At 59.5% G+C, this 22,797-nt stretch carries 28 protein-coding genes; 27 read left to right on the forward strand and 1 reads right to left on the reverse strand.

The annotated features are described in order from the left end of the window. The first annotated feature begins 2 nt into the window (after positions 1-2). From EGM97_RS22055 to EGM97_RS22160, 22 genes are all read left to right on the forward strand, one after another. Entirely contained in the window at positions 3-635 is a 633-nt protein-coding gene (locus tag EGM97_RS22055; RefSeq protein ID WP_238962204.1) for a putative metallopeptidase, read from the forward strand. After that, positions 635-1,186 (forward strand): NUMOD4 motif-containing HNH endonuclease, encoded by a 552-nt coding sequence (locus tag EGM97_RS22060; protein ID WP_477788852.1) that lies wholly within the window; start codon positions 635-637, stop codon positions 1,184-1,186. The genes EGM97_RS22055 and EGM97_RS22060 overlap by 1 nt, the downstream gene beginning before the upstream one ends. Positions 1,187-1,275: 89 nt before the next feature. Further along, the gene (locus EGM97_RS22065; protein WP_238962203.1) at positions 1,276-1,752 is read left to right on the forward strand and encodes a DUF2280 domain-containing protein; all 477 of its coding nucleotides are present in this window, start codon (positions 1,276-1,278) and stop codon (positions 1,750-1,752) included. After that, positions 1,727-3,046: a phage terminase large subunit family protein gene (locus tag EGM97_RS22070; RefSeq protein WP_238962202.1), complete on the forward strand. Its 1,320-nt coding sequence runs from the start codon at positions 1,727-1,729 to the stop codon at positions 3,044-3,046. Before EGM97_RS22065 ends, EGM97_RS22070 begins: the two co-directional genes overlap by 26 nt. 2 nt (positions 3,047-3,048) lie before the next feature. Continuing rightward, positions 3,049-4,428 carry a DUF4055 domain-containing protein gene (locus EGM97_RS22075; RefSeq protein WP_238962201.1) on the forward strand — a complete coding sequence of 460 codons (1,380 nt, stop codon included), beginning with the start codon at positions 3,049-3,051 and terminating at the stop codon, positions 4,426-4,428. Continuing rightward, positions 4,428-5,501, forward strand: coding sequence for a phage head morphogenesis protein (locus tag EGM97_RS22080; protein ID WP_238962200.1), 1,074 nt, complete (start codon positions 4,428-4,430; stop codon positions 5,499-5,501). Before EGM97_RS22075 ends, EGM97_RS22080 begins: the two co-directional genes overlap by 1 nt. A 150-nt stretch (positions 5,502-5,651) precedes the next feature. Further along, positions 5,652-6,398 carry a DUF6651 domain-containing protein gene (locus tag EGM97_RS22085; RefSeq protein WP_238962199.1) on the forward strand — a complete coding sequence of 249 codons (747 nt, stop codon included), beginning with the start codon at positions 5,652-5,654 and terminating at the stop codon, positions 6,396-6,398. A 9-nt stretch (positions 6,399-6,407) separates the two neighbouring features. Then, a complete protein-coding gene (locus EGM97_RS22090) occupies positions 6,408-7,376 on the forward strand; it encodes a major capsid protein (RefSeq protein WP_238962198.1) in 969 nt (322 codons plus the stop codon). 41 nt (positions 7,377-7,417) lie between these two features. Continuing rightward, positions 7,418-7,696 carry a hypothetical protein gene (locus EGM97_RS22095; protein WP_238962197.1) on the forward strand — a complete coding sequence of 93 codons (279 nt, stop codon included), beginning with the start codon at positions 7,418-7,420 and terminating at the stop codon, positions 7,694-7,696. Positions 7,697-7,702: 6 nt separating this feature from the next. Beyond that, entirely contained in the window at positions 7,703-8,071 is a 369-nt protein-coding gene (locus EGM97_RS22100; protein WP_238962196.1) for a hypothetical protein, read from the forward strand. A gap of 1 nt (position 8,072) precedes the next feature. Next, positions 8,073-8,456, forward strand: a complete 384-nt coding sequence (locus tag EGM97_RS22105; RefSeq protein ID WP_238962195.1) for a hypothetical protein — start codon at positions 8,073-8,075, stop codon at positions 8,454-8,456. A 2-nt stretch (positions 8,457-8,458) separates the two neighbouring features. Then, positions 8,459-9,133: a hypothetical protein gene (locus EGM97_RS22110; protein ID WP_477788853.1), complete on the forward strand. Its 675-nt coding sequence runs from the start codon at positions 8,459-8,461 to the stop codon at positions 9,131-9,133. After that, positions 9,130-9,549, forward strand: a complete 420-nt coding sequence (locus tag EGM97_RS22115; RefSeq protein WP_238962194.1) for a phage tail terminator-like protein — start codon at positions 9,130-9,132, stop codon at positions 9,547-9,549. The genes EGM97_RS22110 and EGM97_RS22115 overlap by 4 nt, the downstream gene beginning before the upstream one ends. A gap of 72 nt (positions 9,550-9,621) precedes the next feature. Continuing rightward, on the forward strand, positions 9,622-10,269 hold the full coding sequence (locus EGM97_RS22120) for a phage tail protein (protein WP_238962193.1): 648 nt from the start codon (positions 9,622-9,624) through the stop codon (positions 10,267-10,269). Between the two features lie 9 nt (positions 10,270-10,278). After that, on the forward strand, positions 10,279-10,665 hold the full coding sequence (locus EGM97_RS22125; RefSeq protein WP_238962192.1) for a phage tail assembly chaperone: 387 nt from the start codon (positions 10,279-10,281) through the stop codon (positions 10,663-10,665). Next, a complete protein-coding gene (locus EGM97_RS22130) occupies positions 10,590-10,964 on the forward strand; it encodes a DUF1799 domain-containing protein (protein ID WP_343075400.1) in 375 nt (124 codons plus the stop codon). The genes EGM97_RS22125 and EGM97_RS22130 overlap by 76 nt, the downstream gene beginning before the upstream one ends. Positions 10,965-10,974: 10 nt before the next feature. Further along, complete coding sequence (locus EGM97_RS22135; protein WP_238962191.1) at positions 10,975-13,944, forward strand: phage tail tape measure protein; 2,970 nt, start codon at positions 10,975-10,977, stop codon at positions 13,942-13,944. Next, positions 13,944-14,282 carry a phage tail protein gene (locus EGM97_RS22140; protein WP_238962190.1) on the forward strand — a complete coding sequence of 113 codons (339 nt, stop codon included), beginning with the start codon at positions 13,944-13,946 and terminating at the stop codon, positions 14,280-14,282. The genes EGM97_RS22135 and EGM97_RS22140 overlap by 1 nt, the downstream gene beginning before the upstream one ends. A gap of 9 nt (positions 14,283-14,291) precedes the next feature. Beyond that, complete coding sequence (locus EGM97_RS22145; RefSeq protein WP_238962189.1) at positions 14,292-15,041, forward strand: phage minor tail protein L; 750 nt, start codon at positions 14,292-14,294, stop codon at positions 15,039-15,041. 2 nt (positions 15,042-15,043) lie between these two features. After that, on the forward strand, positions 15,044-15,820 hold the full coding sequence (locus tag EGM97_RS22150) for a C40 family peptidase (RefSeq protein ID WP_238962188.1): 777 nt from the start codon (positions 15,044-15,046) through the stop codon (positions 15,818-15,820). Between the two features lie 129 nt (positions 15,821-15,949). After that, on the forward strand, positions 15,950-16,120 hold the full coding sequence (locus tag EGM97_RS22155; protein ID WP_238962187.1) for a hypothetical protein: 171 nt from the start codon (positions 15,950-15,952) through the stop codon (positions 16,118-16,120). After that, positions 16,117-16,578, forward strand: a complete 462-nt coding sequence (locus tag EGM97_RS22160; protein ID WP_238962186.1) for a type II toxin-antitoxin system YafO family toxin — start codon at positions 16,117-16,119, stop codon at positions 16,576-16,578. Before EGM97_RS22155 ends, EGM97_RS22160 begins: the two co-directional genes overlap by 4 nt. Before the next feature lie 99 nt (positions 16,579-16,677). On the opposite strand, the gene EGM97_RS22165 is transcribed toward EGM97_RS22160, so the two are convergent. Beyond that, on the reverse strand, positions 16,678-17,067 hold the full coding sequence (locus tag EGM97_RS22165; protein WP_238962185.1) for a hypothetical protein: 390 nt from the start codon (positions 17,065-17,067) through the stop codon (positions 16,678-16,680). Positions 17,068-17,206: 139 nt separating this feature from the next. Between EGM97_RS22165 and EGM97_RS22170 the strand changes: the two genes are divergently transcribed. Genes EGM97_RS22170 through EGM97_RS22190 form a run of 5 tightly spaced genes read left to right on the forward strand, consistent with a single transcriptional unit; the run spans position 17,207 to position 22,733 of the window. After that, positions 17,207-17,551, forward strand: a complete 345-nt coding sequence (locus EGM97_RS22170) for a hypothetical protein (protein WP_238962184.1) — start codon at positions 17,207-17,209, stop codon at positions 17,549-17,551. 57 nt (positions 17,552-17,608) lie between these two features. Further along, positions 17,609-18,199 carry a tail assembly protein gene (locus EGM97_RS22175; RefSeq protein WP_238962183.1) on the forward strand — a complete coding sequence of 197 codons (591 nt, stop codon included), beginning with the start codon at positions 17,609-17,611 and terminating at the stop codon, positions 18,197-18,199. A 57-nt stretch (positions 18,200-18,256) separates the two neighbouring features. Further along, a complete protein-coding gene (locus EGM97_RS22180) occupies positions 18,257-21,736 on the forward strand; it encodes a TipJ family phage tail tip protein (RefSeq protein ID WP_238962182.1) in 3,480 nt (1,159 codons plus the stop codon). Positions 21,737-21,744: 8 nt separating this feature from the next. After that, positions 21,745-22,056, forward strand: a complete 312-nt coding sequence (locus EGM97_RS22185) for a hypothetical protein (RefSeq protein WP_238962265.1) — start codon at positions 21,745-21,747, stop codon at positions 22,054-22,056. Further along, entirely contained in the window at positions 22,056-22,733 is a 678-nt protein-coding gene (locus EGM97_RS22190) for a hypothetical protein (protein ID WP_238962181.1), read from the forward strand. Before EGM97_RS22185 ends, EGM97_RS22190 begins: the two co-directional genes overlap by 1 nt. Positions 22,734-22,797 lie beyond the last annotated feature (64 nt).

The raw sequence follows: 22,797 nt of genomic DNA on the forward strand, positions 1-22,797 counted from the left end.
CGATGAATCGCCCGTACCCGCCGACAGCACTCGCGGAGCTATCCGAATTGTCCAGTTTCGGTATCCGCCTTGCTCCCGCGCCAGAGGTATGGGAATGGCTCCAGGCTGAGATCCTTGCCGACACCGGCAGCATCCACAACGAAGATCATGCTCACCTGATCGACGCTGACGTGCGGGTCATGTGGGCATCGTCAGCATTCCAGAAGCAGGGTCGCACAGTCCTGGGCCAAGCCGAGCAGGTGGCGTTCCGCGCCGGTGGTTGGCAGAAGGCTCGGATGGAGCAACAGATGCGCGATTGGTTCGGCGATGTGCCGAGCTTCATCATCACTCTGGCTGCCGACTACTGCGCCCAGTGCAGCGATGTGGATTTTTTACGACTGGTCGAACATGAGCTCTGTCACATCGCCCAAGCGACAGATCAGTACGGGGCGCCCAAGTTCACTCAGGAAGGCCTGCCCAAGCTCTACCTGCGCGGCCATGACGTCAGTGAGTTCGTCTCGATTGTTGAGCGATACGGCGTAGGGCATCCCGACGGCGATGTGGCTCGCATGGTCGAAGCCGCCAAGAAGCCCCCATCGGTAAGTCACGCATCTATCGCCAGTGCATGCGGCACATGTCTTATGAGGTCTGCGTAATGATCGAGCAATGGAAGGTTATTCAGAGCCATCCTGATTATGCGGTTAGCAACTACGGCGAGGTCAAACGCATAGTCAAACCGAAGCGCGGTCGAGGCCGCGTTGGGGCAATCCTCAAGCCCCGCATTCCGGGTGGCGGGGCGTATCCAGCCGTTGCGCTCGCTTGTGACGGCGATGTCACGAACTGGTATGTCCATCGCCTTGTCGCCCATGTCTTTATTGGGCCATGTCCAGAGGGGCGCGAGGTCAATCATATCGACGGAAACAAGCAGAACCCGCGGCTTGATAATCTTGAATACGTCACGCGCAGCGGAAACATGCGACACGCTTTCCGTACCGGGCTCCTTTCACGGGAGGGGGCGCTAAACAGCAAGGCCGTTCTAACTGAAGATGACGTGCTAGCCATACGTTCGGAATACACCGGAACATACGGCCAGTGCGCGTCTTTTGCGCGCCGCTACGGGGTTAGCCATGCGGCAATCCAAGACGTAGTGCATGGCCGTAATTGGACTCACCTGCCGGCCGTTGATTCGGCAGCGACAGCCGCCTGAGGTGGGGAAATTGAACATTGCGAGGGCCTGCGGAACCTGTCTGCTCAAGTCGGCCTGATTCTGGACAGGCTCTGGACGGATGAAAATCTATGGCAGCCCTTCAAAACGACGTGAAGGCCTTTATCGTTCAGGCCCTGGCGTGCTTTGACACGCCTTCGCAGGTTGTTGAAGCAGTCCAAAAGGAATATGGGATTGTGGTTACCCGCCAGCAGGTGGAGACACACGACCCAACCAAAACGTCAGGCAAAGGCCTGGCAGCCAAGTGGCAAACCTTATTCCACGACACCCGAAAGCGGTTCCGCGAAGAGACGGCCGAGATCCCGATTGCCAACCGTGCGTATCGACTCCGCGCCATGAACCGGTTTGTCGAGCGGGCCGAGACGATGAAGAACATCGGCCTCGCGATGCAGATCCTGGAGCAGGCGGCCAAGGAATGCGGCGACATGTACGTCAGCCGCAAGATCGAACCCGATAAGCCCCTGGGCTCCCAGGCGGACCAGCAGCACGCGGTTGCTGAGTACACCCTGGAGCCAGACGAGAATGTCCCCGCTACCCCGTACCTATGAAGCTCCAGTAAAGCTGACGCCGAAACAGGCGAATATCTATGTCTGGGGTTATCAGCGCAATGCGCGCTTTCGTGATGCGGTGTGTGGTCGCCGATTCGGCAAGACGTTCCTCGGCAAGGCTGAGATGCGCCGAGCTGCCCGGCTGGCTGCTGAGTGGGGCGTGAGCGTCGAGGATGAGATTTGGTACGCCGCTCCGACGCAAAAGCAGGCTCGTCGAGTGTTCTGGCGCCGGCTGAAGCAGGCAATCCCCCGAGAGTGGCGGGAATGCAAGCCTAACGAATCGGACATGCTGATAACGCTCAAGAGCGGCCACCTGATCCGCTGCGTCGGCCTGGAGAACTACGACGACCTCCGCGGCTCCGGCCTGTTCTTTGTCCTGGTGGACGAATGGGCGGACTGCAAGTGGGCTGCGTGGGAGGAAGTCCTGCGACCGATGCTGTCAACGTGTGAGTACGTCGTTCCAGGTGTTGGCAAGTGCAAGGGTGGTCACGCGCTCCGCATCGGAACCCCAAAGGGCTTCAATCACTGCTTCGACACTTACCGCGACGGCCAACCAGGCGGCGAGCCTGACCACAAGAGCTGGCTCTACACCTCGCTCCAGGGGGGCAACGTTCCCGCCGATGAGCTGGAGGCGGCCAGGCGCAAGATGGACCCCCGCACGTTCCGCCAGGAATACGAGGCGAGTTTCGAAAACTATGCCGGGGTCGTGTATTACACCTTCAGCCGCTCCGAGTCCCGTACCAGCGAGCGCATCAAGCCAGGCGAAGCCTTGCACATCGGCATGGACTTCAACGTCATGAAGATGGCCGCGGTGGTCTATGTGGTGCGAGAGGGTCTGCCCTTGGCCCTGGATGAGTTCCACTCGGTGCGCGATACGCCGGAGATGATCGAAAAGATCAAGGCCAGATTTCCTGGGCACGGCATTGCGGTCTATCCAGATGCCAGCGGCCAGAACACAAGCAGCAAGAACGCCAGCGAGTCGGACCTATCCCTGCTGCGGAAAGCAGGATTCACGGTGATCGTGGACAGCCAGAACCCTAGCGTCAAAGACCGCGTCAACTCGGTCAACGCCATGCTCATGAATGCGTATGGCGAGCGCAGGCTGAAGGTCAACATTGACCAGTGCCCACAGCTCACCCTGTGCCTTGAGCGGCAGACCTATGACAAGCATGGCGATCCCGACAAGGACCCGAAGAAGGGCCACGACCACATGAACGACGCCGCCGGCTACTTCATCGCCAAACGCTACCCGATCAACACCGACATGACAGTCACCCAGCCCCTGAGAATGTAACCATGAGCAATAACCCAAGTGACACGCTGCCGGCCGTTGACGCTATGCGCAAGTACTGGGACGTGATTACTCCGCTCATGGGTGGGACGATGGCGATGAGAGCGGCAGGCAAGAGCCTTTTGCCCCAGTATCCTGCCGAGGCTGACGAATCGTACAAGGAGCGCCTACGCCTCTCCACGCTGCTGCCGGCGTACTCGGAGACGGTCGGAAACATGACCTCCCGGGTTTTCGCTGAGCCTTTGCAGATCGGCGATGACGTGCCGGATCAGCTCAAGGAAATGAGCAAGGACATCGACCACGCTGGCAATGACCTGAACTCTTGGGCTGTCGAGTTCTTCCGTGAGGGCTTGAGCCACGGTCTGTGCCATGCGTTCATCGATCACCCAAAGTCGGATGGTGTGCGCACCCAGGCCGAAGAAATCGCTGCAGGTGTCCGGCCGTACGCCGTGATGGTGAAGCCTGATCAAGTGCTGGGCTGGCGTTCGAAAGGCGGCCAGCTCACGATGATTCGCTACATCGAGACTGTCGAGGAAGAGGATGGGGAGTTTGGCGCCAAATGCGTCGACCAGATCCGTGTTTTGGAGCCTGGCGCCTGGCGCACCTACCGCATGGGTGTCAGCGGCGGCGCCTGGGCGCTGCACGAGGAAGGCACCAACAGCCTCAAGAAAATCTCCTGGGTGACGTTCTACACAGGCCGCACGGGCTTCATGACGGCCAAGCCGCCGCTACTGGAGCTGGCGCACCTCAACGTCAAGCACTGGCAGAGCCAGAGCGACCAGGACAACATCCTTCACGTCATCCGCGTGCCGATCTTGGTGCGCATCGGTGTCCAGGCCGCGTTCGACAACCAGGGCAAGCCTGTTCCGCCAGAATTCAAGGTGGGCACTGGCGCGCTGACTGATCTGCCCAAGGATGGCGATCTGAAGTACGTCGAGCACACCGGGGCAGCGGTAAAGGCGGGCAGGGAAGCGCTGCAAGACCTGCTCGACGAGATGCGCATGGCCGGCGCCAAGCTGCTCACGCCAGAGAAGAACGCCACCAAGACCGCCACCCAGGCAGACGAGGAGGCGGCGCAGGAGTTGTCGCCACTGGCGCGGATGGCAAATCATTTTGCTGACTGCCTGGCACAACTGCTCCAGTTCATGGCCGATTATCGCGGCCTGGGCGATGGCGGTACGGTCGAGATGCGCGGCAACTTCGACGTGGACTACATGCCCGAAGTGTCGCTGCCGACGCTGGTGGGCATGGCGAATGCCGGGATGCTTTCCAAGGAAACGCTGTTCGCTGAGATGCAGCGCCGCGGCGTCATCAGTGATGAATACGACTGGACCCAGGAGCTGGCGAAGATTGAGGCTCAGGGCCCTGAACTCGGGAAACTGTGATGAAGACCGCCAACGAGAAGCTGCTGGACAAGCTGATCGGGCATGAGGTTGACCTGCAACACCTGAGCAATGCCCAGGTCGTGAGGATCATCAGGATCCTCAACAGCAAGGACGCCGATTTGCGTGCTGCGCTGATTGAGGCAATCGACAACCTTGGCTCCAATCTGTCAGCGGCTTCGGTGGATGCGGCTCTGTCTGCCGTCCTCCGCCTGAATCAGTCCACTTTTGTGGAGATCCGCCAGGTACTGGACCAGGCCACCGACAACTTGATCGGGTACGAGATTGCCTTCCAGCAAGGCGCGCTCCAGGCTGTTATCCCTGTCGTCGTACAGGAAGCCTTCCCGATTGCCGCTGCGCAGTTCAGCCAGGTCAAGGCGCTTGCCCAGGCCAGGCCGTTCCAAGGTCGATTGCTCCGGGAGTGGATGGACGGCATCGAGACGAGTCGGGCCGCATTGGTTCGCGATGCTGTTCGAGCTGGAGTCGTCGAAGGGCGAACCACTGCCGAGATCGTTCGCAACATCATGGGCACCCGGGCGGAGAAGTACGCCGACGGGATCCTGCAGAAGTCGCGCAGGGAGATCGAGGCCGTTGTCCGGTCTGCCGTGTCGAGCACGGCTGAGGCTGCCAGCGACAAGGCCTACGAGGCCAACAGCGACATCATCAGCCACGTTGAGTGGATCAGTACCCTGGACACGCGTACCTCGACCACGTGTCGCATCAGGGACCGGCTGCCGTACACCCTCGGAACCTACCTGCCGATTGGGCACAAAGTCCCATGGTTGGCCGGGCCTGGGCGAATCCATTGGTGCTGTCGCTCAACCAAGCTGCCAATCCTCAAGAGCGCATCGAAGCTTGGCTTCAGCGATGGTGCCACACGCTCCTCCATGGACGGCCAGGTGCCCCAGTCAACGACCTACGCCGAATGGCTGGGTCGGCAGTCAGCGGCACGCCAGGATGAGATCCTGGGGCCTGAGCGAGGCAAGCTGCTGAGGCAGAACAAGCTCAAGCTCAACGACTTCTACAACGACAAAGGCAAATTCCTGACGCTCGAAGAGTTGAGGGATCGCCTGTAGTTCCCCGCGACACGAAATGCCGACATTCGATTTTGTGTCGCAACCCAGGCCTCGCCAAGTGCGGGGCTTTTTTCTGCCTGCGGTTCGGATGGACGGGGCGCGACAGGGCCGGATGGCTCACCAACTGGCCGGATGGCCCAGAGAGACGAGATGAAACTGAAGACTGTTGAAGTGGACGGCAAGCAATACGCTGAGATTCAGGATGGCAAGCCTGTGTATGTCGAGGACGATGGAAAGGAAGTCGCCTTTGACGCCGTAGGTACGCGCAACACCATCACCCGCCTGAACGCTGAGGCCAAGTCTCATCGTGAGCGCGCTGATGGGTTCGAGAAGGTCGCCAAAGCCTTCGAGGGCATCGAAGATGCCGCAGCGGCCAAGAAAGCCCTGGAAACCGTAGCCAACCTCGACGCCAAGAAACTGGTGGATGCCGGTGAGATCGAGAAGGTGAAGGGCGAAATCAGCAAGGCCTTCCAAAGTCAGCTGGATGAAGCCAACAGCAAGGCGCAGACCTTCGAGCAGCAACTGTACTCCGAGAAAATCGGTGGCAGTTTCGCCCGCTCCCAGTTCATCGCCGAGAAGATGGCAATCCCGGCCGACATGGTGCAAGCCGCTTTCGGGAGCAACTTCAAAATCGAGGAAGGCAAGGTTGTCGCTTATGACACCCAGGGCCAGAAGATTTTCAGTCGCGCCCGCCCGGGCGAACTGGCCGACTTCAACGAAGCGCTTGAAACCCTCGTTTCGCAGTACCCCCATCGTGACCACATCCTCAAGAGCTCTGGCGCCAACGGCGGCGGGGCTCCGAATGGTGGCGGCCCAAACAAATCCACGAAGGGCAACTTCGGTGGCTCCAAGGCCGAGCGCCTGGAAGCCATCAAAGGCCTGACCGCAAGCGAATAAGGAGGCCCAATGGCCCTTTCGAACATGAAGGTATTCAACGAGTACCTCAAGCGCACCACCATCGAAACCCTGGCGCAGGACGTTGAGAAGTTCAACGCCGCTTCCGCTGGCTCCATCCGTCTGACTACCCAAGGCATCGACGGCGACTTCCTGCAAGAGTCGTTCTGGGCTGGCCTGCATGGCGCCCAACGTCGCGTGGACCGTTACGCAGCAAATGGCAACCAGGCTGCCACCCCTCTGGCACAGAAGCAGTACGACTCCGTGAAAATCGCGGGCGGCTTCGGCCCAATCCTGTGGGAGCCGGCTCAGCTGTCGTGGGTGCAGAAGAACCCAGAGGAGGCGCTGGAGGTCATCAGCCGCAACCTGTCCGAAGCCATCATGTCGGACCAACTGAACACTGCCATCGCCGCACTGGTGGCCGCGATCGGTAACCAGCCGTCCGCAACCAATGACGTGTCCGCAACTGGCGGCGTGAACTACATCGCCATCAACAATGCCCACGCACTGTTTGGTGATGCGTCGCAACGCCTGATTGCCCAGGTCATGACAGGCGCCATGTATCACAAACTGCTGGGCCAGAACCTCGCAAACGCCGAAAAGCTGTTCACCTTCAGCGGTGTGCAGGTTGTCGACATCCTCGGTAAGGCGGTGATCATCACCGACGCCGCGGCTCTGTACGAAGCCGGCACGCCGAATAAACAAAAGGTGTTGAGCCTGGCCGATGGTGCGGCGGTGGTAATGGACGGTTCTGACCTGATCACCAACATTCAGACCTCCAACGGCAAGGAGCGCATCGAAACAACCATGCAAGCCGACTACACCTTCGGCCTGGGCATGAAGGGCTACACCTGGGACACCGCCAACGGCGGCAAGTCGCCAACCAGCGCCGAGATCGCCACCGGCACCAACTGGGATCTGGTTGCGAACAGCATCAAGGCCTCGGCTGGCGTCATCACCATCGGCGACGCCGCGCAGTAATCAAACAGCGCCCTCCGGGGCGCTTTCCCAGGAGAAGGGCAATGTCCGAAAAAATCGTTTACGAGAAACACCCTGTCACTGCCGAGCGCAAGGCTGAGCTGCGCCAGAAGGGCTACAAGATCATCGACGCCAAGTTCGCGCCGGATGACTACAAGCACCCGGAGCCGATGAAGAAGGGGCCTTCGGGTGGTGACAAGCCGTCCAAGGGCCTGCGGATCGAAGAGATCAAGGCCAAGCTGACCGAGAAAGGCATCCAGTTCGACGATAGCGCCGAGCGTCCAGCCCTCGCCGAACTGCTCGACAAATCGGCTCAGGAGTAAAGCCCCGTGACGACCTACATCAGTGTTGCGCAGGTGGATGCCTTGCTGGGTGCCAACTGGACCACGGAAGACAAGAAGCCGCGCGCGGTGCTGATGGCGAATACCTGGCTTACCAATCTTGGTCTGCCAGTGTTCGACCCGGTCCCGGACGATGTTGTCCAGGCCGGCGCCGAGGTTGCTACGGAGGCAGCCGCCGGCCGGATCTACGGCTCCAAGGAAACGGGCGTGACGGAGAAGTCCGTGTCTGCCGACGGCGTGTCGAGTAGCAAGTCGTTTTCCGAATCATCCCGGACCATCAGCGCCGGCGAGTCGTTCGCCCTGGCGCTGCTGTCCCATTACCTTGGCTCGGGCCAGGTCAAAGTCGTGAGGGGCTGATATGGGGCTGCGTGACGATCTACAGCGGGATCTGGCCGAAGCCTTCGATACCGACCTGGCCGATGCTGTGAGCCCTGTCGTGGGTGTGCGCAAGGTTCAGGGTGAGTACGACCCGGACTCAGGCACGACGCCGAAGACCATCACGAATTACGCCGGGCGGGGAGTGTTTGGCAGATACCTCGCCAAAGAGATTGATGGATCCCTGATCCAGACCGCAGACGAAAAGCTCACCATCTTGCAGAACGAGCTCTTCATCACTCTGCTGGGCGAGCCAACCGAAACCTTGGCCGTTCCGGAAATCGGCGATGTCATCGGCGGTAAGCGCGCCATGAACGTCAGCCAGGACCCGGCCAAAGCCACCTGGACCGTTCAACTGAGGAAATAGCCATGGCCCGCGGATCGCACATGACACAGCGTTATGGCGGCCAAAGTGGTAGTTTTGCTGCTCAGTTGGCTGAGTTCGCCGAGAAAGCAGAAGCAGCAATAGACGCGAGCCTTCGGGAGATTTTGATTGAGATCGGGGGCTCGCTGATTCGAATGTCTCCGGTGGGGAATCCTGAGCTTTGGGCGGCAAACATCGCCTATCGTCAGGCAAATACCCGGGCCGCAGATGATTACGACTTCAAGGTTGCCGTGAGGAACACGGCGATTAACCTGACCGATGACAACTTCACCAAGGGCGGCAAGCTGAAGCGCGGTGTGAAATACGCCAAGCCCCTGACAAAAACAGAGCGAGACCAGAACTTCAACGTGAACGGCTTGGTCGCCGGCCAAGGCTACGTCGGCGGGCGATTCCGCGGGAACTGGAATTTCTCAATCGGTTACCCGGACAACAGCTTTCGAATTCACCCGGACCCGACGGGGGAAGCTGCTACGGCCAGGCTTCTAGGCGGGGTGATCGAGTTCAAAGCCGGCCAGACAGCTTACATCGTCAACAACCTGCCTTATGCCATCCCGCTTGAGTTCGGGCACTCAACTCAGGCGCCGAATGGGATGGTCCGGGTAACACTTGCCCGCTTCCAGCAGATCGTCCTCGAAGCCATCAGGAACAACCAGGTATGAGTCACAAGATCATTCGCTCCCTACTGGAGGCGCGCCTCAAGGCCTGGGCTGACACTCGAACGCCAGCATTGCGGGTCGCCTACCAGAACGTGCCGTTCACCCCGAGCAATGATGAGACCTACCTGCGAGCATTCCTCATACCGGCCGGCACCGACAGCAACGACCTGGCTGGTGCCCACCGGCTCTACACAGGCGTGTTTCAGATCACCATCGTGACACCGGTCGGCAATGGCCCGTCAGGCGCCGAAACGATCGCTGATGAGCTTGCAGCGCTGTACCCGCTCAACGACAGGCTGGCTCGCGATGGCATCACGGCCTTGATCATGACGCCGGTTGAGCCTGGTCCTGAGTTGACCGAAGATACTGCCTTCGCCTTGCCTGTGTCGTTCCAGTACCGATCCGACACCACAACCTAATCCGCCCGTTGGGCAACCCCTGAACCCGCCGCTGAGCGGGTTTTGTCATTTCTGCACAGAGGAAAAAACCCAATGAGCGTTTTTCTACCCAACGGCTCGACTGTCAGCATCGCTGATTCGTACGACACGCCTGTCGCCTTCACTGCGATCACCAATGCCACAGAAGCCGTCGTCTCGTCGGTCGCGCACGGCCTGTTGGCCGGCGACTATGTCGAGGTTACTTCCGGCTGGGCCCGCCTGAACAATCGCGTCGTCCGCGTCAAAAGCGTGCTGACCGATTCGTTTGTCCTGGAGTCTGTGAATACCACCAACGTTGCACGATTCATTCCGGGCGCTGGTATTGGATCTGTTCGCAAAATCCTCGCCTGGACGCCTATCACCCAAATCACTGACTCCAACAAGACCGGCGGCGATCAGCAAAACGTCACCTACTCGTTTCTCGAAGAAGACGACGAGCACCAAATCCCGACCTCCAAGTCGCCTCTTTCCTTCACGCTGACCATGGCTGATGATCCGAGCCTGCCCCACAACGCGGTGCTGCTGGAAGCTGACGACGACAAGGCTGCACGCGCAATTCGCATTAACCTCGCTTCGGGTGGTGTCATCGCTTACAACGCCTTCGCGTCTTTCGACAACGTACCGTCGCTGACCAAGAACAGCGTCATGGCCGTTACCGCGGTGTTCGCAGTGGTCGCCAAGTTCATCCGCTACGCGGCGTAAGGGGGAATCATGGCGAAGATCAAAATTTCCCAGAACCCAACCTTCAAGGCGATGGTTGCGATCCCTCGTGTTGGCGCTGACCCGGTTAGCGTCGAGTTCGAGTTCAAGTACTTGGACCGGCTGACCCTGGCGCAGTACTTCGATAAGTGGAACGACGCCAGCGAGCAGCACATCAAGCAGGTCCAGAAAGACGCCCTGACGTGGCAAGAGTCCACGGCGGCAGAGATTGCCATCCAGGTTGGCCAGCTCAAGGACATCGTCCACGGCTGGGCATTCGACGAAAAGCTTTCGGATGAATCGCTGACTGCCCTGTGCACGACATGCGTCGGCGCCCCACAAGCGGTCTTGGCCGCTTACCAGGCCGCCTATCAGCCGGCTCGCCTGGGAAACTCGTAAGCGCTGCTCGGGCCCTGTATCAGCCAACCTTCGAAGGATTCGATGCGTTTGGGTTTTCTGCTGACGACTACGGTGGGGATTGTGAGGTCTGGCCGGATAACTGGCCCGCCTTCCGCCTCTTCGAAGCGATGTCGACGCAGTGGCGCACTGGTATGGGCGGGCCCACGGGCCTGGACTACAACGCTCTCCCACCGGTCGCCAGCATGCTGGGCATGAAGCGGCGCGAACTCTCAGAAGCCTTCCACGACATCCGCGTCATGGAAGCAGAAGCCATGCTCGTGATGAGCGAATCGAAATAACGGAGCCCGCATGACTTCTATTGCTGAACTCGGCATCAAGGTCGATTCGACCGATGCTGCGCAGGCGAGCTCCGATCTCGACAAGCTCACCGCGGCAGGCGGCCGGGCCGAGAAAGCGGCCGAGGGCGTCGCCCGGGGCGCCGACAAGGCATCGGCCTCGATCAAGAAGCAGAAGGATGAGCTTTCCGACCTGCTCGGTGAGATTGACCCGACTGTCAAGGCCCTGGGTCGCCTGGATGAGCTCGAAAGCAAGCTTGCCAAGCAGAAGAAACTCGGCGCGCTCGACGCATCGACCTTCAGCGAGTACCAGGCCAAGATCGATCAGTCCCGAACCAACCTCACTAAGTTTGACGACTCGCTGACCCGCACCGGCAACACCGCCAAGCAGACAGCAAACGCGTTGCGTGGCGTGCCTGCCCAGTTCACTGATATTTTCACCTCCATCGCTGCAGGCCAGCCAATCACGATGGTTGCCTTGCAGCAGGGCGGGCAGCTAAAAGACATGTTCGGCGGTATTGGGCCGGCGGCCAAGGCCTTGGGCGGTTACGTGCTTGGGCTGGTGAATCCGTTCACCGTGGCGGCAGCAGCAGCAGCAGCGCTCGGCCTGGCCTACTACAGGGGCAGCCAGGAGGCTGACGAATACAACAAATCGCTGATCCTGACCGGCAACTATGCCGGGACCACGGCTGATGGCCTTGCATCCCTGGCAAAGCAAGTCAGCTCAACGGTTGGGACGACTGGCGCAGCGGCGGCGGTTCTCGCTCAACTGGCAGGTAGCGGCAACATCGCAGCCTACAGCTTCGAGGAGATCACCAAGGCCGCCCTGACCATGGAGGAGGCCACTGGCAAGGCTGTCGAGGAAACGGTTGCTCAGTTCGCCTCGATCGCCAAGGAGCCTGTCGCCGCGTCGATCAAGCTCAACGAGCAGTATCACTATCTTACAGCTTCGGTCTACGAGCAGATCGTTGCCCTGGAGAAGCAAGGCGAACAGGCCGCTGCCGTGAGACTGGCGACTGACGCGTTCGCCGATGCTATCCAATCCCGCGGCGATCAAATAACGGAACGCCTGGGCCTCATCGAGGGCGCCTGGAACAAGGTCGCCAAGGCTGCCAAGTGGGCTTGGGATTCCGCGCTCGACGTCGGTCGCGAGGCGACCTACGAGGAAAAGCTTGCAGATTTGGAGATTCAAGCGCAAAACGCCGCACGGCTTGGTGCTGGTCCTCGGGGCGGTGGCGGTCGCGGCGCGGCGCAGATTGAGGCGGACCGTTCCTCATTGATGTTGGAGGAGCAGGAGCGCCGCAATCGCGCCCAGGCCAAGCAGCAGGAGCAGCAGCGCCAAGAAGCGGCCGTGAGTGGAATGCAGCTCATCGGTCGCGAAGCGGAGTCCGCCCAAACCCAGGTGCAGAAGCTTGAGAAAAAGCTTGTCGAGCTGGACAAGGCGCGCCAGGCGAACATCGCCAACAACACGTACTCGCCCGACCTTCAAAAGCAGTACGAAAGCGCTGTTGCTGGCGTAAAAAAGCAGATTGCGGATACCAATAAAAAGGCTGCCGGTCCGGCAGGCGCATTAAACCTCACCGAGTTCAACGACTCGAAGAACCAGCTGTCGCTGATCCTCGGCGAGTACAAGAACGCCCAGAAGGAGCTGGATGCCGCACAAAAGGCAGGGCTTATCTCGCAACAGGCCTACCTCGACCAGCGTTCAGCGCTGATCCGGGCCGAACGGGAAGAAGTTACTGGCGCCTACCAGGCAGAGATCGACGCTCTCGAAGCATCGAAGGGCAAGGCCAGCACTTCAGCAGCCCAGCGCATCCAGTTGGACCAGAAGATCGCCTACGCCCGGGCCAGCATGGTCAAAGCACAGAAGGAGGCCGATAGCGAGCTCCAAGTCATCGCCACCAACGAGCAGGGACGGCTTGCCAAGCAGGCCCAGGCCATCAAGAGCTACACCGATGCCCTGGACCAGCAGAACGTCGCCCTGCGGCGCGCTGGCCGCCGTGCAGCGGAGGGTGTGGGCCGTGGTGACCGGGAGAACGCCATCAATGGCGAACTCAACGGTATTGCCGACCGAGCCAACCAGCAGCGCCTGGACTTGGCCCGCGACAAGGCCGACGCATCGCGCAACATGAGCGCCGAGGAGTACCAGGCCAAGCTCGACGCCATCAACAAAAGCGAGAAGGACCTGAGCGAAACAGTGCTCAGCAACTACGAGCAGATGTCGGAGGCCCAAGGCGATTGGCGCAAAGGCGCGACTTCGGCGTTCAGCAACTACCTGGAGTCGGCGCGGGATGTGGCCGGGCAAACACGGAGCCTGTTCACCAGCGCGTTCAGCTCCATGGAAGACGCGATCGTCAATTTCGCTATGACCGGCAAGCTTTCGTTTTCGGACTTTGCGAAGTCGATCCTGGCGGACATGGCGCGCATCGCGACTCGGGCGGCCGCGTCTTCGGCCATGGAAGCGCTGTTCGGCCTTGCCGCGTCTGCCGCCGGCTCGTATTTCGGTGGCGCATCCTCTGCTGGCTCAACCCAGGCCGGCTACTCAGGTGACCTGTCAGGCTTCACTCCGGGCAGCATCCAGGCCAAGGGCGGCGCCTGGTCGGGTGGCGTGCAGATGTTTGCCAACGGCGGTGCATTCACCAACTCCATCGTCAGCAAACCGACGGCGTTCGGCATGGCCGGCGGTGAGATTGGTGTGATGGGCGAGGCGGGGGAGGAGGCAATCATGCCGCTGACCCGGACGGCTGGCGGGCAATTGGGCGTTCGGGCCATCAGCAGCGGCGGGAGCGGCGGGAACGTCTACAACTTCCCCGTTGCCGTTTCTGTCCAGACCACTGGTGACGGTGGTGCGACGACCACTGAGGACACGACGCAGCTTGGCAGGGGCATCCAGCAAGCGGCCAAGACCGAAGCCGAAACAGCAATCGCCAGAGGCTTGCAGCCAGGCGGCGCCATCTGGCGCGTTATCAATGGGAGGGGTTGATGGCAATCGAAACATTTACCTGGCCCACCCAGCACGGAGACGCACCCGAGATTACCTATCGGGTGCGCACCGCGCAGTTTGGCGACGGCTACAAGCAGACCGCCGGCGACGGGCCGAACAACAAGGAAGATTCCTATCCAATCACCTACACGGGCCCGAAAGCCACCGTACTGGAGATCATGGAATTCCTGGACCGGCACGCCGGCGCGAAGGCTTTCCTCTGGACGACTCCGCTCGGTGAGCTGGGTCTGTTCGACTGTGTCAATCCTGTGCCAACCCCAGTCGGGGGCGGTGTTTTCAAACTGACGGCCACGTTCACGCGAGCCTTCCATCCATAAGGGGCAACCATGCCGCTGATCAGTGACATCCAGGCTCTTGAGCCTGGCAGCGAAGTGCTGCTCTTCGAATTGGACGGTTCGGACTACGGCGCCGACATCTTGCGCTTCCACGGGCACGCCATCCCGCACACGGCGGCCGAGTTGCTCGCCGCCGGCGCCGCGGCTGATGAGCTTCCGGCGAAGCCGATCTACTGGCAGGGCAACGAGTACAGCGCCTGGCCGATGCAGATTGACGGAATCGAATCCAACGGCGACGGCACGGCGGTCCGCCCAACGCTGTCGGTGGGCAACGTCAATGGCCGGATCACGGCTTTGTGCCTGGCCTTCGATGACCTGCTTGAGTTCAAGCTGACCATGCGCCATACGCTGGGCAAATACCTGGACGCCGGGAACTTCCCCGGCGGAAACCCAACGGCAGACCCCACCCAGGAGACGATCGAGGTCTGGTATATCGACCAGAAGACGAACGAGGACGGGGAGACGGTGGCTTGGGAGCTTGCCAGTCCTGGCGATGTTGGCGGGGAGTCCATCGGGCGCCAGGCTACGACCCTCTGCCATTGGTGCCTGACTGGCGGATATCGCGGTCCGAACTGCGGCTACACCGGGCCCTATGTCACGAAAGACGGGGTCGTCACCGACAACCCGGAATTGGATGAGTGTGACGCGACCCTGGGCCGTGGCTGCATCCCGCGCTTTGGCGAGGGCAATCCGCTGCCGTTTGGTGGCTTCCCTGCTGTTTCCCTCATTGCCCGGAGCTGACCATGCGCAAACACATCTTTAGCGCGATCCAGGAACACGCTGCGGCCGAGTACCCGAAAGAGTGCTGCGGGCTGCTGCTGGCCGTGGGCCGAAAGCAGCAGTACATCCCATGCAAGAACACCGCGACCGAGCCGAACGAGGAGTTCCGCATCGATCCCGAGGAATATGCTGCGGCTGAGGACCTGGGCGAGGTGATCGGCATCGTTCATTCCCATCCGGACGCCACAAGCCGGCCGTCGCCGCGGGATCTGGCAATGTGCGAGGCGACAGAGCTGCCCTGGCACATCTTGAGCTGGCCGGAGGGCGACTTGCGGACAGTGGTGCCCACGGGCGAGACGCCGCTGCTGAAGCGGCCCTTCGTCCACGGTGCCTGGGATTGCTGGCAGGTCTGCGCCGACTGGTACAAGCGTGAGTGGGGCCTGGAGTTCGAAGCCTTCAAGCGCGCCGACGGCTGGTGGGAGAGCAAGGACAACACCAGCCTGTACGAGGCGAACTACGAGGCTGCGGGGTTCTACCGGGTCGATCAGCCGCAGCGCGGTGACATGATCGTGATGGAGGTGGGCCGGACGGTTCATCCGAACCACGCAGGAATCTTCCTCGGCGCCGATCCAGCACTGCCCAGGGAGGACGCCGAGACCTTCGGTCCTGGGCCGTTCCTGCTGCACCATCTGTACGGGCGCCCGAGCGAGATCATCGTTTTTGGCGGGCCATGGCTGGACAGGACGCGCTTGATTCTGCGGCATAAAGCCGCATTCGGAGCCGAATCAGAATCCGTGTAGCTCATCGCAAAAGGTTGCGAATCCTTGTTTACGGTTGTAAATGGTTGCACTGTCGTTATAATTGGTTGACACCAGCTACAAAGCCGAATAGGCAGCTGAAACCTTCTCGACCCAAGTAGGGCGAATCAAATGACGAATACTGAAATCCGGTTGGATGGAAAGAAAACCACGCTTAGCGCCTACGAGCGCAAGATGGCTCGTCAGCGCCCTGCATTTCTCAATCAAGCCACGCTTGATCACATTGCTCAGGATAGTGCCGCCTACCTGATTGAATTGGGCAAGAAGTCCGGCAGTAAATGACAGCAGTCATCCTGAGCAGGAAGCTCTCTCTCGAAATGCCTCATCACGAGGCTGTTTCGCTTGTGCAAGAATTTCAGTTATGGCGAGATGGTGGCATCGGTCCAGGCGATACCTTTGGGAAGGATACAGCCTTCATGAAGCCCAAGTCGGTTGTTGATCTTGGGTTGCGAAAGGTCCATCTCGAAACACCAAACGTCACGCCGAGATGGAATTATCTGATCGAAACCGAAAAGGTTGAAGACCCCCAGGCTTTTACCTCAGATAAGATATTGGTTTATGGTCAGCTTGGGTACATGAGGCGCGCACCATACCTCTTGCTGACGATACTTGAGCCCGGCCATCTTCAAATGGAAAGCCCAGAACTGGTTAAAGGGCTTGGCATATTTTACGAAAGCGAGCAGGCTGCTATAGGAAAGTATTTTCCTGACAACGAATGGATTTCGACAGGCTACGATTGAATTGCCTAGACGGATTTGAAGCCCAGCCCACCTGCTGGGCTTTTTCGTTTTTGGAAATTAGCACAGCCGAGAAAAGGCCCGGGATTGCCTGGCTTGGGGTTACTGTTTTTCCAGAAGCTCGCGGGCCTTCTTCAGTCTGGTCACGATGGCTTCGGATCTAGGCCCTCTATGCGCCTGCGCGGCACGTTCGGCTATAACCATGGGTTGAGACTTGTAGTCATCGATGATGGCTTTCCACTGCTCGCATATCGCTATTTCAGCGGTGTAGTCCTTGGCTTTTCTGTGCAGGATAGCGAGGCGCGCGAAGTAGTACGGCGCTGCGCAAATGCGATCTCCTTCAGGCTGTTTCCAATAGTGAGCTGCTTCAGCCTCACAGCAGGCTCTCATGATTTCAGGGTCATTCTTCCCAGACTCAGCAAGATCATGCGTGGGAGTTTCGCCAACCTTGGCCTGGAGATTGAGGGTGTCGATGGAGAAGTCGGGCGACATGGGCATTCCTTTGTCGTGGCGCGAGGAGCGCAGCGCTGGGCAGGGATCAGTAGTGACGCCCTAACTTTAATCGTTGCGAGAGTTCAGCGCTCCCCCTACGCAGTGGTAGAGTCTCCTCAAATCCAAGCGAGGGACCGATATGAAATTTTTCGCTGTTCTGGCGGTTTCTGTTTTGTTGGCTGGATGTGTTTCCCCGGGCGACCTGGAGTCAAACGACCCTAGCATTTCAACCAACACAGCGAAGGACCCGAAGCGTTACGCACTTTGCGTCCTCCCGAGATGGCAGGACGCGCGTAGTGACGTGAGCATGTCCGAGACAGAGTATGGCTACCGCCTCATCGCAGCGACCAACAACATGACCGACGAACTGCTGAGCATCCGCAAGACGTCAAAGGGCAGTGCTGTAAAGCTTTACCAGCGTATGGCCTGGGCCCCTGGATATGGGCGGGGCGATATGGAGCAGGCAGTGAGAGGCTGTCTGTAAACGAAATTAAGTACGCCAAGCCGCCTCCGGGCGGCTTTTTCATGCCAGGAGAAAACCGTGTCAGCGATCAATTACAGCCATCCAACAATGACCACCATCCTACTTTCGGGTCCGCTCATCAAATTGTTTGGACGGGTCCACCGTCGCAAACTTGGGAGCAAGTCGGTCGGTGAAGCGTTCAAAGCGCTGAAATGCACGCTTGATGGCTTCGACGTAGCTATCAAGGACTTGGAGCGCCGAGGCATGCGGTTCGCGATTTTTCGCAACCGGAAGAACGTGACCGAAAAGGAGTTCGCGCTGGGCGGCACTGAAGAGATCCGAATCGTTCCAGTGATTTCCGGCGGCAAGCGCGCCGGGCTTCTTCAGACAATTGTCGGTGCGGTGCTCATTGCCGCTTCTTTCATCCCGGGGTTCCAGGCTCTGGCGCCAGTGGGAATTGCACTTGCCGCCGGCGGCGTCATCCAGATGCTCAGTCCTCAGGCATCCGGCCTGAAACAAAGCGCATCCCCAGAAAACTCACCGAGCTACAGTTTCGGATCTGCGCGAAATACCACCGCTTCCGGAAACCCGATACCGATTTGCATCGGTAGGCGTCGGTGGGGCGGCATGATTATTTCAGCTTCTATCTATGCCGAAGATCGCGCTTAAAAGCGCCGAAATACGCAGGCCGCCCATGAGGCGGTTTTTTTTCGCCTGGAGGAAAGTATGGGCGCAGCACGCAAGATCGATATTCACGGCGCGAAGGGAGGAGACAAAAAGCCTAAGTCCCCGACCGAGGCCAGCGACAACCTGCGCTCCACGAACATTGCCAAGTTGCTGATTGCCGTGGGTGAGGGCGAGTTTGATGGGGTTCCCACAGCTGCCGACATCTACCTGGACAATACCCCGATCAACGACGGCAGCGGCAACGTCAACTTCCCGAACGTGAAATGGGAGTGGCGCTCTGGATCGGTCGATCAGACCTACATTCCAGGCATCCCATCGGTTGAGAACGAGACGTCGCTGAACATTGAGTTGCGCAGCGATGCGGCTTGGGTCCGGTCAGTCACAAACACCCAACTGTCGGCAGTGCGCTTGCGGTTCGCCTGGCCCGCGCTGCAACGCCAAGACGATCAAGGCAACATAGGCGGCTACCGCATCGAGTATGCCATCGACGTGGCTACCGACGGCGGCGCCTATCAGCAGGTGCTGACCGATGCTGTCGACGGCAAGACCACCACCCGGTACGAGCGCTCCAGGCGCGTGGATCTGCCAGAGGCAACCTCCGGCTGGCAGATCCGTGTCCGCCGCCTGACGCCAAACCAGAACAGCAACAAAATCGCCGATACCATGCTGATCGCTGGCTTCACCGAAGTTATCGACGCAAAACTTCGGTACCCGAACACCGCGCTCCTCTACATCGAGTTCGATGCCGAGCAATTCACCAACATTCCGGCCGTGACTGTGGAGTGCAATGCGCGCCGCTGGATGGTCCCGAGCAACTACGATCCGATCAGTCGAACCTACACCGGCACATGGGACGGCAGCATGAAGCTGGCCTGGACCAACAACCCGGCTTGGATCACCTACGGCATTTGCACTGAGGACCGTTTCGGCCTGGGCAAGCGCATCAAGCCGTTCATGATTGACGTCTGGGAGCTGTACCGGATCGCCCAGTACTGCGACCAGCTTGTACCGGATGGCCTGGGCGGTACTGAGCCGCGCTTTCTGTGCGACATGAACCTGCAGGGCAAAGCTGACGCCTGGACGCTGTTGCGGGATATCTCCGGCATCTATCGGGGCATGACCTATTGGGCCCAGGGCCAACTGATCATGCAGGCCGACATGCCGCGCGCCCAGGACTTCGACTACGTCTTCACCCGGGCGAACGTCATTGACGGGAAGTTCTCCTACGGCAGCGCCTCGGCGAAGACCCGGTATACCCGGGCCCTGGTCAGCTACGACAACCCGGCGAACAACTACGACACCGACGTCATCCCGTTTTCGGACCTGAGCCTCCAGCGCCGCTATGGGGACCGACCAACTGAGCTGAGCGCCATTGGCTGCACCCGTGCCTCTGAAGCCCAGCGCCGGGGCAAGTGGGCGATCCTGAGCAACAACCTGGACCGCACCATTACCTTCAAGACCGGTATGGAGGGCGTAATCCCGCTACCTGGACACATCATCCCGGTTGCCGACTCGCTGCTGGCTGGCCGGGAGATTGGCGGACGGATCTCCGCTGTTGCTGGTCGTGTTGTGACCCTGGACCGAGATACCCAGGCCAAGGCCGGGGACCGACTGATCATCAACCTGCCCGGCGGGCGGGCGGAAGGGCGCACCGTGCAGAGCGTGGCTGGCCGCGCCGTCACTGTGACCGTCGCCTACAGCGAGGCGCCGCGGGCACAGCTTCAGTGGGCGCTCGACGCTGACGACCTGGCGATTCCGCTCTATCGCGTACTGCGGACCAAGCGCACCACCGAGGGCGACTTCGAGATCAGCGCTCTGCAGTACGAGCCGAGCAAATTTCCTTTCATCGACACCGGCGCACGCCTGGAAGACCGGCCAATCAGCGTGATTCCGATCACCGTCGTTCCGGCGCCCGCCAGTGTCACCCTGACGGCAAACTCTGTCGTTTCCCAGGGCATCGCTGTCGCCACAATGACCATCACATGGCCTGCTGTGGAAGGGGCTGTGGCGTATGACGTCGAGTGGCGCAAGGACAGCGGCAACTGGGTCAAGGTCCAACGCACTGGCTCGACTGGTGTGGACGTTGTGGGCATCTACGCGGGCGCCTACGTGGCCCGTGTGCGCGCGGTAAGTGCCTTCGACATCTCGTCGATCTGGCGTAACTCGGTGCTGACCGAACTCAAGGGCAAGGAAGGCCTGCCGCCGGCGGTGTCGTTCCTGACGGCAACGTCATTGCTGTTCGGAGTCGGCCTCAAGTGGGGCTTCCCTGCTGGTGCTGAAGACACCCAGCGGACAGAGATCTGGTACGGCCCGGCGAATGACCTGGAGGTCGCCACGAAGTTGGCCGACCTGGCATATCCCCAGAGCGATTACAGCATGCAGAGCCTGCTGGCCGGCGCCACGTTCTTTTTCTGGGCTCGCCTGGTGGACCGAACTGGGAACGTCGGGCCATGGTACCCAGTCGGCAATGGGGTTATGGGTCAGGCCAGTTCGGAAGCTGGGCCAATCCTGGATCTGATCGAGGGGCAAATTGGCGAAACCGAACTCGGTCAGGACATCGTCGACAAGATCAATCTGATTCCTGGGTTGCAAGAACAGATCGACGATCTTTCAAACCCGATGCTCTATGAGGCCACTGATTCGTATCTCAGTGGGGCTGTGGTTTATCAAGGCGACCGCCTATACCGGGCAAAACAGGACGTGCCTGCCGAGCCAGGCGGAGCAAATGCGCCGCCCAATGCGACCTATTGGGAGGACATCGGTCAGATACTGCAGGAAGCGAATGCGCTTGCCGCGCAGGTCTCCGAGAACACCCTGAAGATTGATCAGCAGGGCGATCAGCTCACCGCCCAGGCCACGAAGTTGGACGGTGTGTATGTCCAAGTCAACCCGGCGCTGGCTGGCGACACAGAGGGTTTCGCCGGCTCGGACGATGTCTACATCGGAGTCTGGTCCGAGCAGTCCGCCCGCCTTGAGGATGGCGTCGCCACTGCGCGGCGGGTGGACAACGTACAGGCGAAGGTCAACGAAAACACCGCAACCGTTCAAACCGTCAGCCAGGCAATGGTTGCGCTGGATGGCAAGGCCTCGACCATGTGGTCGGTCAAGATGCAGCTCACTGCTGACGGTAAGTACGTCGCGGCCGGCATCGGCCTTGGCATCGAAAACACGCCGGCGGGTCTGCAAAGCCAGTTCCTGGTGAGTGCGGATCGTTTCGCAATTGTGAACACCATCGGCGGCGGCGCCATCTCGGTTCCGTTCGCGGTCCAGGGCGGTCAGGTGTTCATGAACTCGGCGTTCATTCAGGACGGCAGCATCACGATGCTGAAGATCGGCCAGTACCTGCAGTCGGACAACTATGTCGCAGGTGTGCAGGGCTGGCGCCTGGATAAGGCCGGAAACCTTGAGTTCAACGGTCCAGCCCCGGGTGGTGGCCGTCTAACCATGACCAATCGAGCCATCAAGGTCTATGACCAAAACGGCGTCAAGCGAGTGCAACTGGGAGATATGGATGCATGAGCTATGGAATGAGGTTATGGGGCGCCGACGGGGCGCTCCAGATGGACGAGAACTCCTTCACGATGCGGGTGGTCCTTTCAACTCTTGTCACCTTCCCCAGCACTACCAAATCGAATCAGGACTTCGCAGTAGCTGGAAGCGATGCTTCAAACTCCGTCGCCATTGTCATTCCTGTTGGTCCTTATAACGAATCAACGTCCTATCAATTTGAAACGGAAATGCTCTCTGGTGTTGCGCGAGTTTATAACTACACGCGCACATATGAGTCGAGTCTTTCCACCAGTGGAACCATGCGGTTAATGGTCATAAGGTTTGCCTGATGAGCTACGGACTTACCTTCACAAATAATAGCAATCTAGTGGTGATAGATTCGGAGTTCGCCAGGCTCAATGTAATTTGCAGTGGGCGTTATGCGCCGACGCAAGAATCTGGTTTGGGTTCTACCACTTCGTTTCCCCGCACGATAACCAGTCAAGAGCCGCCATTAGTTTTTTGCAGGCCGGATAGCGGCGGTGTCGCAGGCCTAACGGCTATGCAGGTCATTGGTTCGGCTGGGAACTGGACTGGCTTTTATGTCCGGGCATACGACGTGAATACTAATCAGCCAAATGGCCGGTACTTTGCTGCAACGTTCGGCGCTCAGCCTGTTTCATCTTTTGGGTTGCGCCTGTGGGATGCTTCCTCCAAGTTGCTTTTTGACAGCGGAACGCCGAACGCTCTTTTCACGCGAGCATTTCAGAATTGGACCTATGTACGATCCGAAACCACAGGGACAACCAGTACGCGTAGTTTTTACAATGTGCCGTTCAACTTTCCTGAGAATGAATACCTTCTTATCAATAATTTTGGAATGAAAATGGTTACGGGTGCGGCATCTGGGCGCATTCTCAAAACTTTGTGGGATTTTAACGCCGGTGTTCTATATGCGGTAACCGATGGATTCTCCAATCCATTCGCATTTTTTCTGCCAGCTGTATTCGCCAAACTCAGTGTTTAATTTAAATCAGAACAGGAAGTAGCCATGTTCTGTACAAGACTAGGACGGCTTCCGCTTCCTTGAA

The sequence above is a fragment of the Pseudomonas sp. AF32 genome (genome assembly GCF_022342325.2).
Lineage (GTDB): Bacteria > Pseudomonadota > Gammaproteobacteria > Pseudomonadales > Pseudomonadaceae > Aquipseudomonas > Aquipseudomonas uvaldensis.

Excerpts from the sequence above, each read along its gene's own strand:
- EGM97_RS22090 (WP_238962198.1), top strand. The coding sequence starts at position 6,408 with ATGGCCCTTTCGAACATGAAGGTATTCAACGAGTACCTCAAGCGCACC.
- EGM97_RS22105 (WP_238962195.1), top strand. The coding sequence starts at position 8,073 with ATGGGGCTGCGTGACGATCTACAGCGGGATCTGGCCGAAGCCTTCGAT.
- EGM97_RS22075 (WP_238962201.1), top strand. The coding sequence starts at position 3,049 with ATGAGCAATAACCCAAGTGACACGCTGCCGGCCGTTGACGCTATGCGC.
- EGM97_RS22180 (WP_238962182.1), top strand. The coding sequence starts at position 18,257 with ATGGGCGCAGCACGCAAGATCGATATTCACGGCGCGAAGGGAGGAGAC.
- EGM97_RS22095 (WP_238962197.1), top strand. The coding sequence starts at position 7,418 with ATGTCCGAAAAAATCGTTTACGAGAAACACCCTGTCACTGCCGAGCGC.
- EGM97_RS22165 (WP_238962185.1), bottom strand. The coding sequence starts at position 17,067 with ATGTCGCCCGACTTCTCCATCGACACCCTCAATCTCCAGGCCAAGGTT.
- EGM97_RS22130 (WP_343075400.1), top strand. The coding sequence starts at position 10,590 with ATGCGTCGGCGCCCCACAAGCGGTCTTGGCCGCTTACCAGGCCGCCTA.
- EGM97_RS22060 (WP_477788852.1), top strand. The coding sequence starts at position 635 with ATGATCGAGCAATGGAAGGTTATTCAGAGCCATCCTGATTATGCGGTT.
- EGM97_RS22145 (WP_238962189.1), top strand. The coding sequence starts at position 14,292 with ATGCCGCTGATCAGTGACATCCAGGCTCTTGAGCCTGGCAGCGAAGTG.
- EGM97_RS22155 (WP_238962187.1), top strand. The coding sequence starts at position 15,950 with ATGACGAATACTGAAATCCGGTTGGATGGAAAGAAAACCACGCTTAGC.
- EGM97_RS22185 (WP_238962265.1), top strand. The coding sequence starts at position 21,745 with ATGAGGTTATGGGGCGCCGACGGGGCGCTCCAGATGGACGAGAACTCC.
- EGM97_RS22140 (WP_238962190.1), top strand. The coding sequence starts at position 13,944 with ATGGCAATCGAAACATTTACCTGGCCCACCCAGCACGGAGACGCACCC.
- EGM97_RS22150 (WP_238962188.1), top strand. The coding sequence starts at position 15,044 with ATGCGCAAACACATCTTTAGCGCGATCCAGGAACACGCTGCGGCCGAG.
- EGM97_RS22170 (WP_238962184.1), top strand. The coding sequence starts at position 17,207 with ATGAAATTTTTCGCTGTTCTGGCGGTTTCTGTTTTGTTGGCTGGATGT.
- EGM97_RS22190 (WP_238962181.1), top strand. The coding sequence starts at position 22,056 with ATGAGCTACGGACTTACCTTCACAAATAATAGCAATCTAGTGGTGATA.
- EGM97_RS22110 (WP_477788853.1), top strand. The coding sequence starts at position 8,459 with ATGGCCCGCGGATCGCACATGACACAGCGTTATGGCGGCCAAAGTGGT.
- EGM97_RS22055 (WP_238962204.1), top strand. The coding sequence starts at position 3 with ATGAATCGCCCGTACCCGCCGACAGCACTCGCGGAGCTATCCGAATTG.
- EGM97_RS22085 (WP_238962199.1), top strand. The coding sequence starts at position 5,652 with ATGAAACTGAAGACTGTTGAAGTGGACGGCAAGCAATACGCTGAGATT.
- EGM97_RS22120 (WP_238962193.1), top strand. The coding sequence starts at position 9,622 with ATGAGCGTTTTTCTACCCAACGGCTCGACTGTCAGCATCGCTGATTCG.
- EGM97_RS22135 (WP_238962191.1), top strand. The coding sequence starts at position 10,975 with ATGACTTCTATTGCTGAACTCGGCATCAAGGTCGATTCGACCGATGCT.
- EGM97_RS22070 (WP_238962202.1), top strand. The coding sequence starts at position 1,727 with ATGTCCCCGCTACCCCGTACCTATGAAGCTCCAGTAAAGCTGACGCCG.
- EGM97_RS22125 (WP_238962192.1), top strand. The coding sequence starts at position 10,279 with ATGGCGAAGATCAAAATTTCCCAGAACCCAACCTTCAAGGCGATGGTT.
- EGM97_RS22115 (WP_238962194.1), top strand. The coding sequence starts at position 9,130 with ATGAGTCACAAGATCATTCGCTCCCTACTGGAGGCGCGCCTCAAGGCC.
- EGM97_RS22065 (WP_238962203.1), top strand. The coding sequence starts at position 1,276 with ATGGCAGCCCTTCAAAACGACGTGAAGGCCTTTATCGTTCAGGCCCTG.
- EGM97_RS22160 (WP_238962186.1), top strand. The coding sequence starts at position 16,117 with ATGACAGCAGTCATCCTGAGCAGGAAGCTCTCTCTCGAAATGCCTCAT.
- EGM97_RS22080 (WP_238962200.1), top strand. The coding sequence starts at position 4,428 with ATGAAGACCGCCAACGAGAAGCTGCTGGACAAGCTGATCGGGCATGAG.